We start from the raw sequence: 11,861 nt of genomic DNA, 5'->3' as shown, positions 1-11,861 counted from the left end.
GTTAGAGAATGTCCAGCACCTGTTCTGGCGGGCGGCCAATTCTGGCTTTACCGTTGGCAACCACAATCGGACGTTCAATCAATTTCGGGTGACTGACCATTGCCTGAATCAGTTGTGCTTCGCTGAGGTGTTTTTCGGCCAGGCCCAGTTCCCGGTAAAGATCGTCTTTGCTGCGCATCAGTTCGCGGGCGCTGGCAAACCCCAGTTTTTCAAGCAGGCTGGCAAGGGTGGCGGCATCCGGCGGTGTGTCGAGATACAAGACCACGTTCGGGGTGATGCCCTGCTGCTGTAACAGTGCCAGCGTCTCGCGGCTTTTGGAACAGCGCGGGTTGTGATACATCGTGACCGGTTGGCTCATGCTATTTACCTTTTACCTTGTCTCAGGATTTTTCATAAGGGCGGAAGCGTTGTTGCAACGCACGTAACTGGTCGATACGGGCATCATAACGGGCTTGATCCAGGCTTCCCAGTTTGCTTTGGGAACTGGCATTGCTGAGCAGGCGGATAGCCTGGTCGAGCTTGCCCGTCAGCGCCAGCCCCTCGGCGCGGGCTGCCAGTTCTTCACTACGCCTATTTTGTGCAGCACTGGCCTTCGCCAGTAAATCCCAGCCGTTGGTATCATCGGGATGGGCATAGGTGTACTTGCGCAGAATACGACACGCCTCGTCGGACTTATGGCTTTCCACCAGGGCGTTGGCCAGATTCAGTTCAAGTACCGGGTTGCCCTGTACCTCTGCCATTTTCTGCAACCGCACGACGGCCTGTTCAGCGCGCTGCTGGCCGATATCAATATCCGTCTGCAAGTCTAAAAACCACAGATTACCGCGTGATTTCTCCAGCAATGGTTGCAAGATATTGCGCGCTTCATCGTATTTTTTGGCCTGATATGCGCGTATTGCACGCCCGTATTGCGCGGCTAACTGCTCGCGCTGGTTGCCTTTGGCCCAGTTATCGAGCAGTGCCTGGCCGTAAGGGTTATCCTGTGAACTATACATGCCCAGGACTCGTACCTTGGCGAACATAAAGTCTTGCGAGGCGTGCAGTGGCGTTGCCTTCATTTGATTCGCACGGTTGCGGGCATCGGCCAGACGGCTTTCTGGCAGCGGGTGCGTCAGCAGCATTTCTGGCGGTTTAGTGGCATAGCGTGACATGTCTGCCAGCCGTTGCAGGAAAGCGGGCATGGCCTGTGGGTCGAAACCGGCGCGTTGCAGCACCTGAATGCCAATGCGGTCGGCTTCCTGCTCGTTAGACTGTGTAAAACTGATAACGCTTTGCTGCGCCCCCGCCAGTGTGCCACTCAGTGCGGCAAAGCCTGCCTGTGGATTGGCCATTGCCAGCAGCAACGAGCCAAATGCGCCGGCCCAGGCGAGTGGGGCGCTGGCTTTTTGGGCTTCCATCGCCCGCGCCAAATGCCGTTGGGTGACGTGGGAAATTTCATGCGCCAGTATTGATGCCAGTTCGCTCTCGTTTTCAACATAACGAAACAGCCCGGAATGCAGCACAACGTTGCCGCCAAAGAAAGCAAACGCGTTGATTTCATCATTATTCACTAAAAAGAAATTGAAGGGCGTACGTACCGAGTCTGCTGACGTCACCAGCCGCCCGCCGAGCTGGTTGATGTATTGCAATAGCAGTGGGTCATTAATCAGCGGTGCGCCGCCGCGCAACTGGCGCAGATAAAAATCGCCCATAACGCGTTCTTGATTAATGCTCAGTGTTGCGCCAGCGGTGGTACCGATATCTGGCAGGGTTGAGGGTATCTCTTGAGCAAGACTTAGCGGACTGGCGTTTAGCAGCACGCCCGCCAGCATGGCAATAACCGTGGGTTTAAACCGAGACAACATAACGGATGATAACCTTCAGCAGCCCGAATGGATGGACATCATCTTAGCCAGCGATGGCTGACAATGAAACACGATGGGCAAAAAAGGCTCGCGAAAAAGAAAATGGCGAGGCATCAGTTTGCCGGTGCCAGATGCTGCACCGGCAATGATAACAGGGGGAAAAGGAATCAGGCGCTTTTCAGGTAATTCAGTACGATATCGTGGTGATTGCTGGTTTTAAAGTCATCAAAAACGTGTTCGATAGTCCCTTCGGCGTCGATGAGGAAACTGACCCGGTGGATACCATCGTAGGTTTTGCCCATGAAAGTTTTTTCGCCCCAGACGCCAAACTGCTCTGCCACCTGATGGTCTTCATCGGCCAGCAGAGTGAAGTTCAGCAGCTCTTTTTCAGTAAAGCGGGACAACTTTTCCGGTTTGTCGGTGCTGATGCCAAGAACGTCAACGCCAAACGTCTTCAGTTCATCCATGTTATCGCGAAGCCCACAGGCTTGCACGGTGCAACCTGGTGTCATGGCCTTGGGATAGAAATATACCAACACCCGTTGTCCCTGGAAGTCGGCCAAATTAACTTGTTCGCCATCCTGGTCGGGCAAGCTAAATTTCGGTGCAATATCACCGGCTTTCAGTGTGGTCATCACTACTCTCCATCTTTATTTTCGTGCTGTGGATAGTTCACAACGCTAATACTGCCTTGTGCATGCAGTTCTGTACATAGTTGATGAAAGGCCGGCTCAATAATTGAACCATCCAGCGTTACCGGGCTGTGCGCGGTGATCTGGATGTAAAGTTGCGGCGGCATATCACCGTCTGCCGGTTGGGTTTTTGATACCAGCTCGGCGATGTTCATTTGATGCGAATCAAACAGATCGGTAAAGCGTTCGATGATGTGTGGTGAGTCAGTAACATCGACCTTGACCCATACGGTGGCGGGCATGGGCGGCCGGGATTGCGACTCGGTTCGTTTCATCACAATCAGCAACTCCAGTTCGGCACCTTTGAGTGGTAACGTGGATTCGATGAGCGTAATCGCGTTCCAGCTGCCTGATAACAGCATGATAAAAGTGAATTCCGTGCCTAGCATCGCAAGTCGGCTATCTTCAATGTTGCAACCGCAGCTACTGACATGGCGGGTTATCGTATTCACGATGCCGGGACGATCGGTTCCCAACGCAGTAATGACCAGATAGTGCTCTTGTGGGCGCGGCAAAATAGTGCTTCCTGTACAAAATGTTGGGAGTAACATGGTAAACATAAAAAAAACCACCTGCCAAGCGCTGACAACCGCGGTTGCAAGCTTGCTTTTGCATAGAAGTCAAAAGTACCATGAAGCACTTGTTTGTGGAGGGGATGGCCAATGTTTACGGGTAGTATTGTTGCTCTGGTGACGCCGATGGACGACAAAGGTGCCGTTGATCGCGCGAGCCTGAAAAAACTGATTGATTATCATGTCGCTAGCGGAACATCAGCGATTGTTTCTGTGGGAACGACCGGCGAATCTGCCACGCTCAGCCACGATGAACACGGCGATGTGGTGATGCTGACGCTGGAGTTGAGTGATGGCCGTATTCCGGTTATTGCCGGTACGGGGGCCAATTCCACAGCGGAAGCGATTTCCCTTACCCAGCGTTTTAATGACTCGGGTATCGTCGGGTGCCTGACCGTGACGCCCTATTACAACAAACCGACTCAAAACGGTTTGTTTTTGCATTTTAAGGCCATAGCCGAGCACACTGACCTGCCGCAGATCCTCTATAACGTGCCGTCTCGAACGGGTTGCGACATGTTACCGGAAACCGTCGCCCGTCTGGCGGAAATCAAAAATATTGTCGCTATTAAAGAAGCCACCGGGAACTTAAGCCGGGTTAGCCAGATCCAAGAGCTGGTTCATGAAGATTTCATCTTGCTAAGTGGTGATGATGCCAGCTCGCTGGACTTCATGCATCTGGGGGGCATGGGCGTAATTTCTGTGACAGCTAACATCGCTGCCCGTGAAATGGCGTCGTTGTGTGCGCTGGCCGCGCAGGGGAATTTCGTTGAAGCCCGCCGTTTGAATCAGCGTTTGATGCCGTTGCATCAGAAACTGTTTGTTGAACCCAATCCGATTCCGGTGAAATGGGCCTGTAAGGCATTGGGATTGATGGCGACCGATACGCTTCGCCTGCCGATGACGCCGCTGACCGATACGGGTCGTGGCATCATGGAGCAGGCTATGAAGCAGGCGGGTCTGCTGTAACCGTTAGGGAGATTTGATGAGTTCTTCATTGCAAAAGTCGGTGGTGGCAAAGGTTGTCGGCGTTTCGCTGATGATGTTGCTGACTGCCTGTTCCGGCGATCAACGTTACAAGCGTCAGGTCAATGGCGATGAATCCTATCTGAAAACCCCGGAACACCGGGGGTTGAATGTACCGTCAGGCTTGATTCTGCCGATACAGAACGGGGATTATGACATTCCACCGGTTAACCCGAATGGTGCTCTTGGTAAAGCGCTGGATATTCGCCCGCCGATGCAGCCGTTGGCTTTGCTAAATGGGTCGCGTGGTCAGGTCTCGGGCAGCACTTCCACCTTGTTGCTGGAAAACAATGCGCGTAACAGTAGCCTGTGGCCGGTGTTGACTCAGGTGCTTCAGTCTAAAGGCTATACCATCGCCAGCCGTCAGGATGCCAGCCGTACACTGACGACCGACTGGATCAACTGGAAGCGTGAAGATGAAAATGCTGCTCATCAGGCCCGTTACCAGATAAGCCTGCAAACGCAGGGCTACCAGCTGGCGCTGACGGTGAAACTGTTGGAGCTACAACAGAATACGGCTCCGGTGACAGACAGCAACGAGATTCAGCGTTACAGCTCACTGATGCTCAACACGTTGTCTGACGAACTGGATAAGCGACTCAATGAGAGCGATAGCGCTCAGGCCAGCCGTAACAGCCAGCAGCTAAACGTGCAAAGCGGGGCGGATGATTCTGGTTTACCCCTGCTAGTGGTGCGCGGCTCTTACAATCAGGTATGGGATCGCCTGCCTAAGGCGCTGGATAAAGTCGGCATGACGGTCAGCGATCGCAGCCGACCACAGGGGTCTGTTGCGCTGACGTATAAAGCACCGGGCAGCAGTACCTGGAGCGAGTTGGGCGCAAGTGACCCACAATTGCCAAACGGCGACTACAAGTTGCAGGTTGGGGATTTGGGTAACCGCAGTACGCTGCAATTTATCGACTCAAAAGGCCATACCCTCAGTCAGTCGCAAAATGATGCGCTGGTCGCTGTGTTCCAGGCCGCGTTTAGCAAGTCGTAAAATGTCATACAGCCAGGGTCGGATTCTCCGGCCCTTCTTCATTTAGTTATCTGCGTGATGCGTTTAGTTATCTGTGGTATCGATGTGTCAACGCGTTCAATCAACGGGCCTGAAGCGGGTGGCCCTGACTTGTGTGGAGTAATAAAAGATGCAAAAACTAGCTGAGTTGTATCGCGGAAAAGCGAAAACGGTCTACGCCACTAATGATCCTGATCTTCTGGTGATGGAGTTTCGCAATGATACGTCAGCAGGAGATGGCGCTCGTATTGAGCAGTTTGATCGCAAAGGAATGGTCAACAACAAATTCAACCACTTCATCATGAGCAAACTGGAAGAAGCGGGAATTCCCACCCAGATGGTGAGCCTGCTTTCTGACAATGAAGTGCTGGTGAAAAAACTGGAGATGGTGCCGGTTGAATGTGTGGTGCGTAATCGCTCTGCCGGATCGCTGGTGAAGCGCCTGGGCATTGAGGAAGGTTTGATCCTGAATCCGCCGCTGTTTGACCTGTTCCTGAAAAACGATGCCATGCATGACCCGATGGTGAATGAGTCTTACTGCAAGACCTTTGGCTGGGTGAGTGAAGAAAATCTGGCACGCATGAAAGCGCTGAGTTTTAAGGCCAACGAGGTATTAAGCAAGCTGTTTGATGATGCGGGTTTAATCCTGGTGGACTTCAAGCTGGAATTTGGTTTGTTCAAAGGCGAAGTGGTGCTGGGGGATGAATTCTCGCCGGATGGCAGCCGTCTGTGGGATAAAGAAACCCTGGATAAAATGGACAAAGACCGTTTCCGCCAGAGCCTGGGTGGCTTGATTGAAGCGTATGAGGAAGTCGCACGCCGTTTGGGCGTTAAGCTTGACTGACAGCGCAATCGTTTTCGTTCTGGCGGCCGTAAGACGGCTGCCAGAAGGCCGCAGAGGGGGCATGAAACCCGGTTTGGGCAACATGTGCCGTTGCAGCTTTCTCTGAATAATAAATGCGTGGTAACAATCGCGTTCTTCCTCTCTGGTTGTGCTTCGGCAGTGCGGTGAGTCCTCTTTTCTATTTTTTTCTTTTTCTTTGAACGGTTTTCCCGTCAGGTGCATGTTTCGGCTGGCACGTCATTCTCCTTAACCTTCAAACGGCTTTTTAGCAATGAAAGCGTGCTATTATTGCCAGCTTCACCGAAGTGATTATTCTGCTAAGTTATTTATTCCGAAAGGATATTTCATGATTTCATTTGACCCAACTCTGCTGGTGTTACTGGCATTGGCGGCCCTTGGTATTATCAGCCAAAACATGACGGTAACGCTGGCAATCCTGTTTCTGGTGATGGTGCGTATCACGCCGCTGCATCAGATGTTTCCGTGGGTAGAAAAATATGGCCTCTCTTTCGGTGTGCTGGTGCTGACCATCGGTGTTATGGCACCGATTGCCAGCGGCAAAATCGCCGCCGGTGAAATTTTGCGGGCATTTGTCCACTGGCAGTCGCTATTGGCGGTGGCGATTGGTATTGGCGTGTCATGGCTTGGCGGGCGTGGTGTCACACTGATGAGTAACCAGCCTTCGGTGGTGGCGGGATTACTCGTTGGCACGGTGATGGGCGTGGCGCTGTTTCGCGGTGTTCCGGTTGGGCCGCTTATCGCCGCCGGACTGTTGTCGCTCCTGATCGGTAAGGGATAACGGGCAGTGATACCGCAAGCGATAACCCGGTCATTCGTGCAGAGCCAGCGTTATCAACAACGTTATGGTATTCGTCGCTTATTGGTACTCAGTGGTCAACCTGACTGGTGCAATGACTGTGCGCAGCAACTCACACAGGCGCTTGTGGGAGACTGGCTGTGGCTGAGTGATGCGGCCCCTATGCCGGTCGCATCATTACCGCCTGCCAGAGCACATACCCTACTGGGGCAGGAGTATCTGCATGCGGTGTTTGACGCCCGTACCGGGCTGGATGCCCAGGCATTAGCGATTCTGACTGGTACGCTACTGGCCGGAAGCTGGCTGATTTTACTCACGCCAGAGTGGGACGCGTGGCCTGATTGCCCGGATGATGACAGCCTGCGCTGGAGTGAACAGCCTGAAGCGATAGCCACCCCCAATTTTATTCGCCATCTGCAACGTCAGCTATTGCGGGATGATGAGGTGGTGCTATGGCGTGAGCAGGACGGGCCAGCGACGATACCGCAACCGTTCACACGCCCTGACTGGCAACCGGCGAGCGGTGCGCCAACGGCATCTCAACAGGCCGCGCTTGAGCGCCTGTTACGTTGTGATGTCCGGGTGTCTGTCATCTCGGCCCCGCGTGGGCGTGGCAAATCGACCCTGGCAGGCATGCTGGCGCGTCAATGTCAGGGGACGTGCTGGGTGAGTGCGCCTTCCCGTGCTGCCGGTGATACGTTATTGCGCGCGTGTGGCGATCGCGCGGTATTTTTCGCCCCTGATGCCTTACTGGCCTATTGCCAGCAACAGCATGATATGGCAGCGGATTGGTTACTCATTGATGAGGCGGCGGCGATTCCTGCCTCGTTGTTGTCTGCGCTGCTAAGCTATTTTCGTCGGGTCGTGATGATAACCACGGTGCTGGGTTATGAAGGCACCGGCCGCGGCTTTTTACTGAAATTTTGTGCATCACTGCCTGACTGGCAAATGATTGAGCTAACATCCCCGCTGCGTTTTGCCGGGCATGATCCGCTGGAGCGCATTATTGACCGGGTGATGTTATTTGATGCGGAAAAACGGGTGCCGGAACGATTGGCTGCCCCTTTTTCCATTGAGCCGGAGACACCAGCAGACTGGCTGCATCAGCCAGAGCGCCTCGCACAATGCTATGGATTGCTGTGCAGCGCCCATTATCGTACCTCACCATTGGATCTCCGTCGCCTGCTGGATGCGCCGGGAATGCATGTCGTCAGTGCGCGAGCCGGGCAGCAAACGGCAGGGGTCATCTGGCTGGTGGATGAAGGGGGCTTGCCACCGGCGCTGGCCTGGGAGGTTTGGGCAGGCCGTCGTCGGCCCAGAGGTAGCCTGGTGGCTCAGTCGCTGGCAGCTCACGGTAACCTATGGCAGGCCCCGGTGCTTCGCTCACGACGAATCAGCCGCATTGCGGTGCTGGCCGCGCATCGTGAGCAGGGCATTGGCCAGTCGCTGGTTGTTCAGCAACAGCAGCAGGCTTACCGGGCCGGGGTGGATTTTTTATCCGTCAGCTTTGGCTTTGAGCAAGGGCTGTGGCGGTTTTGGCAACGTTGCGGGTTTTTGTTGGTGCGAATCGGCAGTCATATTGAAGCCAGCAGCGGTTGTTACAGCGCCATGGCCATATTGCCCCTCAGCGAGGCCGGCAGAGCGCTGGCAATAACGGCGCAAGACCAACTGGCGCGCGACTGGTTTTGGTTACAGCGTGATATTCCGCTGTCGCTGCCTGGCCTTGCGCGCGAGGACGACACGTTAACGCCGGATGACTGGCGCAATCTGGCCGGATTTGCGCGGGCGCAACGAACGGCACAGGCATGTCAGGGAGCGCTGTCACGACTGGTGGCTCAGTCATCGTTGCCACTGGTTGCGTTGCGACAATGGCTGGAGCAGGGTATGGCGGCTGCGCAATCGGTACAGCACTTGCAACTGGCTGGACGAAAAGCGCTTATCCAGCGCTGGCGTCAGGAGGCGGCTGAAGCATTATGCCAGTTGGATGCGTTGCAATGGCAGCACTGGCGCGACACGGTGGGGCCGCTTTAGCGGGATTTTACTTCTCATATTCATTTCAAGCGGTATCGATCACAATTTCGTTACATTTTTTGTGGTTCAGCCTGCCAGTTTTCTGGCGTCATATACACTGATCCTGATACAGGATAATGGAATAACTTGTTCAATAAACCTCAATATTGACCTGCCACCGAGGGGCGTATAGTGACAACCAGACACGTTTGAAAGGCGGTTTCCTTGCACGGAACCGTGGGAGACTGATATGAAGCATGACTATTTCGTGGTGCAAAATCCACCTTCGCCCAAACAACTGTTTCTTCTTTATCATGGTGTTGGCGACAACCCGGTTTCCATGGGGCAGGTTGGGCGTTATTTTTCCGAATCATTTCCGCAGGCTCAGGTGATTAGTATCGGTGGACCACAGGCTATCAGCCTCGGAGAGGGGCGTCAGTGGTTCTCGGTTCAGGGGATAACAGAAGAAAATCGGGCGCGTCGGGTCAGTGCCGCCATGCCCCATTTTGTTGATACGGTGCGTGACTGGCAGCAGAAAACCGGTATCGATTATGCTCATACCGCGCTGGTGGGGTTTTCTCAGGGGGCGATTATGATCCTTGAGTCTCTGAAGGTGGAGCCTAATCTGGCCGGGCGGGTGGTTGCGTTCAGCGGCCGCTTTGCTACGCTGCCCGAACAGCCGTTTTATGACATTGTGGTTCACCTGATTCATGGTGAAGATGACCCGGTTATTACCGCCGAGCATGCCCGTCAGGCCGCGATGAGTTTGCGTGCACAGGGGTCGGATTTTACGCTCGACCTGGTGCCACAGTTAGGGCACGCCATCGATAACCGTATGATGGATTACGCACTGGACCGTTTACATCATTACATTCCCAAGCGGTTTTGGGATGAGGCTGTCATGGGCGCGCGCGGTGAGTTGATTGCTTTTCGCTAGCGAAATAACCGAGTGACATCCATCAACTAAACAGGCCGGTTTCCCCGGCCTGTTTTTTTACCGTGCTATCAGGGTTTCTTTTTGGGCCATTCGTCATCGTTGTCCCACTGTGCATTATTGTCACGGTGTGGTGGTAATGGCGGTTTATCATTGAGAAAACGTTTGTGATCAACACGATTAAGCGCCTTGATACCATTGATTATCATGCCCAGTAACACCAGCAGCACGACCCACCAGTAATCAGCCAGCCATCCCATAACGAAGGTTCTCCCTGAGTCAGTCAATAGTGGTCATTGCGCCGGTGACGGTGCATTGCCCATCATGATAAAACGCTCGAATACGTGAGGCAAATGTGCCTGAAGCCACGGCTTGCCTGCAATTTCTTCACCTTGCCAGGCTTGCAAAATGCACTCGGGCGTCAGCAATGATTGCGCAACCTGCGCTAACGGTGCATAGCTTAAATGCCACGGCTCAATGGCAACGCCTGCGTTATCTTGATCAAAAGGCCGGTAAAAACCGAAACCCGCCATATGCCGTGTCAGCCACTTGCTGAGCCCGGCAAAATAACCACCGGCCTGATACTCCCACTGCTCCAGTTGTAACGATGTGTCTGCCGGAAGTCTGTCGGGATCATACACGTCAAGATCGCAGCCCCAATGGTGGCGGCTGGCTCCTGGCAGCGCTGACCAGCGTAAAATCGCTTCGCAACGTGCGCCTTCAGCGAGTGACAGTGCATCAATCGGCTGGCTGTTCTCGTCCAGCAGCGGGCGAGTCCCGTTAAATTTGCCATTCCAGATGTGGCGCTGGCGCTCAAAATCCCGAAAACTGCTGGCTGGTTGCAGATTAAAGCCGTCGAGCCTGGCGGCGTGTTGCATCGCGAGAAATGCGCTGGCAGCTTCAGCCTGAAGCCGGTGAGAACCGGATAAAGCCACCAGATGCGAATCGCTTTTACCGGTCAGGCACGCGATGCTTATCATGCGATCAATTGCTCCATAACGCGCTGATACATGCGGCTTAATAATTGCAAGTCAGCGGCGCTGACGCATTCATCAACCTTATGAATCGTTGCGTTGACAGGCCCGAGCTCGACTACCTGTGCTCCCATGCGGGCGATAAAACGGCCATCAGAGGTGCCACCGTTCGTCAGTAACTGCGGTGTGATTTCGCTGTAGTGCTGTACCGCATTCACGACGGCTTCAACCAGTTCACCGCATCCGGTCAGGAAAGGGTGGCCGGAGAGCTGCCATTCCAGTGTGTAGTTTAGCTGGTGGTTATCAAGTAATGCAGCGACCCGCTCTTTGATAAGCGCATCGGTCAGTTCGGTGCTAAAGCGGAAATTAAACTGAACGTCTAGCTCGCCGGGAATGACATTATTACTGCCGGTGCCCGCGTTGATATTGGCGATTTGCATGCTGGTTGGCGGGAAAAACTCGTTGCCTTCATCCCAGACCGTATTGACCAATTCATGCAACGCAGCCATTGCGCGGTGTACCGGGTTATCGGCCAGATGCGGGTAGGCAACATGGCCCTGAATACCCTGTACACGCAGATTTGCAGTAATGGAGCCACGGCGGCCATTTTTCACTACGTCGCCTACTCGTTCGGTGCTGGAGGGCTCACCCACCAGGCAATAATCCAGCCGCTCCTGGCGGGCCATTAATGCTTCAACAACTTTTACCGTACCGTTAACGGCGCTGGCTTCTTCATCCGAGGTAATCAGGAACGCCAGTCGGCCCTGATGGTCAGGGTGGCTGGCAACAAAGCGTTCTGCGGCAACCACCATCGCTGCCAGTGAACCTTTCATGTCTGCGGCACCACGGCCAAACAGCATCCCATCGCGGATGGTGGGTTCGAACGGCGGTGTCTGCCATTGATTTTCGTTACCAACGGGCACGACATCCGTGTGACCGGCAAATGCCAGTGTTTTACCCTCGCCACGCCAGGCCCAAAAGTTTTGGGTATCACCAAAATTGAGCGGTTCAATGACAAAACCAATCGCCTGCAATCGCTCAATCATCAAAGCCTGACAACCAGAGTCATTCGGGCTGAGCGAGGGGCGTTTAATCAGTTGCTGGGCCAGTTCAATTACCGGGCAAGACAC

At 54.1% G+C, this 11,861-nt stretch carries 13 protein-coding genes; 6 read left to right on the top strand and 7 right to left on the bottom strand.

From position 1 onward, the window contains the following. Nucleotide 1 precedes the first annotated feature (1 nt). The 4 genes from arsC to DAQ1742_RS13905 form a co-directional block, all read right to left on the bottom strand. Nucleotides 2-358 carry an arsenate reductase (glutaredoxin) gene (gene arsC, locus DAQ1742_RS13920; RefSeq protein WP_035340656.1) on the bottom strand — a complete coding sequence of 119 codons (357 nt, stop codon included), beginning with the start codon at nucleotides 356-358 and terminating at the stop codon, nucleotides 2-4. Between the two features lie 22 nt (nucleotides 359-380). Beyond that, complete coding sequence (gene bepA / locus DAQ1742_RS13915; protein WP_035340658.1) at nucleotides 381-1,844, bottom strand: beta-barrel assembly-enhancing protease; 1,464 nt, start codon at nucleotides 1,842-1,844, stop codon at nucleotides 381-383. 167 nt (nucleotides 1,845-2,011) lie between these two features. Further along, nucleotides 2,012-2,479, bottom strand: a complete 468-nt coding sequence (gene bcp / locus DAQ1742_RS13910; RefSeq protein ID WP_035340660.1) for a thioredoxin-dependent thiol peroxidase — start codon at nucleotides 2,477-2,479, stop codon at nucleotides 2,012-2,014. A 2-nt stretch (nucleotides 2,480-2,481) separates the two neighbouring features. Next, nucleotides 2,482-3,087 (bottom strand): glycine cleavage system transcriptional repressor, encoded by a 606-nt coding sequence (locus tag DAQ1742_RS13905; RefSeq protein WP_197731771.1) that lies wholly within the window; start codon nucleotides 3,085-3,087, stop codon nucleotides 2,482-2,484. A 111-nt stretch (nucleotides 3,088-3,198) separates the two neighbouring features. Here DAQ1742_RS13905 and dapA point away from each other — a divergent pair, with 111 nt between their 5' ends. From dapA to ypfH, 6 genes are all read left to right on the top strand, one after another. Further along, nucleotides 3,199-4,077, top strand: a complete 879-nt coding sequence (dapA, locus tag DAQ1742_RS13900; RefSeq protein WP_180706153.1) for a 4-hydroxy-tetrahydrodipicolinate synthase — start codon at nucleotides 3,199-3,201, stop codon at nucleotides 4,075-4,077. Between the two features lie 16 nt (nucleotides 4,078-4,093). Then, nucleotides 4,094-5,134: an outer membrane protein assembly factor BamC gene (gene bamC, locus DAQ1742_RS13895; protein ID WP_035340666.1), complete on the top strand. Its 1,041-nt coding sequence runs from the start codon at nucleotides 4,094-4,096 to the stop codon at nucleotides 5,132-5,134. A 148-nt stretch (nucleotides 5,135-5,282) separates the two neighbouring features. Then, nucleotides 5,283-5,996, top strand: a complete 714-nt coding sequence (gene purC / locus DAQ1742_RS13890) for a phosphoribosylaminoimidazolesuccinocarboxamide synthase (RefSeq protein WP_035340668.1) — start codon at nucleotides 5,283-5,285, stop codon at nucleotides 5,994-5,996. A 346-nt stretch (nucleotides 5,997-6,342) separates the two neighbouring features. Further along, on the top strand, nucleotides 6,343-6,795 hold the full coding sequence (locus DAQ1742_RS13885) for a DUF441 domain-containing protein (RefSeq protein ID WP_035340670.1): 453 nt from the start codon (nucleotides 6,343-6,345) through the stop codon (nucleotides 6,793-6,795). A 6-nt stretch (nucleotides 6,796-6,801) separates the two neighbouring features. Further along, nucleotides 6,802-8,844, top strand: a complete 2,043-nt coding sequence (locus DAQ1742_RS13880) for a tRNA(Met) cytidine acetyltransferase TmcA (protein ID WP_232046500.1) — start codon at nucleotides 6,802-6,804, stop codon at nucleotides 8,842-8,844. Nucleotides 8,845-9,073: 229 nt separating this feature from the next. Next, entirely contained in the window at nucleotides 9,074-9,760 is a 687-nt protein-coding gene (ypfH, locus tag DAQ1742_RS13875; protein WP_035340671.1) for an esterase, read from the top strand. Between the two features lie 68 nt (nucleotides 9,761-9,828). Here the strand turns inward: ypfH and DAQ1742_RS13870 are convergent, their stop codons facing one another. The 3 genes from DAQ1742_RS13870 to dapE are packed head-to-tail and all read right to left on the bottom strand — an operon-like array spanning nucleotide 9,829 to nucleotide 11,861. Further along, nucleotides 9,829-10,017, bottom strand: coding sequence for a YpfN family protein (locus tag DAQ1742_RS13870; protein ID WP_035340673.1), 189 nt, complete (start codon nucleotides 10,015-10,017; stop codon nucleotides 9,829-9,831). A 33-nt stretch (nucleotides 10,018-10,050) separates the two neighbouring features. Then, nucleotides 10,051-10,737: a M15 family metallopeptidase gene (locus DAQ1742_RS13865; protein ID WP_035340676.1), complete on the bottom strand. Its 687-nt coding sequence runs from the start codon at nucleotides 10,735-10,737 to the stop codon at nucleotides 10,051-10,053. Next, nucleotides 10,734-11,861, bottom strand: a complete 1,128-nt coding sequence (dapE, locus tag DAQ1742_RS13860; protein ID WP_035340678.1) for a succinyl-diaminopimelate desuccinylase — start codon at nucleotides 11,859-11,861, stop codon at nucleotides 10,734-10,736. Before dapE ends, DAQ1742_RS13865 begins: the two co-directional genes overlap by 4 nt.

It is taken from the genome of Dickeya aquatica, from assembly GCF_900095885.1.
In the GTDB taxonomy this organism is placed as follows: Bacteria; Pseudomonadota; Gammaproteobacteria; order Enterobacterales; family Enterobacteriaceae; genus Dickeya; species Dickeya aquatica.
Note: the sequence above shows the minus strand (reverse complement) of the source record. Positions and strands in the feature narration are given on the sequence as shown.

Coding starts and splice junctions, on each gene's coding strand:
- arsC (WP_035340656.1), bottom strand. CDS start 358: ATGAGCCAACCGGTCACGATGTATCACAACCCGCGCTGTTCCAAAAGC.
- bepA (WP_035340658.1), bottom strand. CDS start 1,844: ATGTTGTCTCGGTTTAAACCCACGGTTATTGCCATGCTGGCGGGCGTG.
- bcp (WP_035340660.1), bottom strand. CDS start 2,479: ATGACCACACTGAAAGCCGGTGATATTGCACCGAAATTTAGCTTGCCC.
- DAQ1742_RS13905 (WP_197731771.1), bottom strand. CDS start 3,087: ATGTTACTCCCAACATTTTGTACAGGAAGCACTATTTTGCCGCGCCCA.
- dapA (WP_180706153.1), top strand. CDS start 3,199: ATGTTTACGGGTAGTATTGTTGCTCTGGTGACGCCGATGGACGACAAA.
- bamC (WP_035340666.1), top strand. CDS start 4,094: ATGAGTTCTTCATTGCAAAAGTCGGTGGTGGCAAAGGTTGTCGGCGTT.
- purC (WP_035340668.1), top strand. CDS start 5,283: ATGCAAAAACTAGCTGAGTTGTATCGCGGAAAAGCGAAAACGGTCTAC.
- DAQ1742_RS13885 (WP_035340670.1), top strand. CDS start 6,343: ATGATTTCATTTGACCCAACTCTGCTGGTGTTACTGGCATTGGCGGCC.
- ypfH (WP_035340671.1), top strand. CDS start 9,074: ATGAAGCATGACTATTTCGTGGTGCAAAATCCACCTTCGCCCAAACAA.
- DAQ1742_RS13870 (WP_035340673.1), bottom strand. CDS start 10,017: ATGGGATGGCTGGCTGATTACTGGTGGGTCGTGCTGCTGGTGTTACTG.
- DAQ1742_RS13865 (WP_035340676.1), bottom strand. CDS start 10,737: ATGATAAGCATCGCGTGCCTGACCGGTAAAAGCGATTCGCATCTGGTG.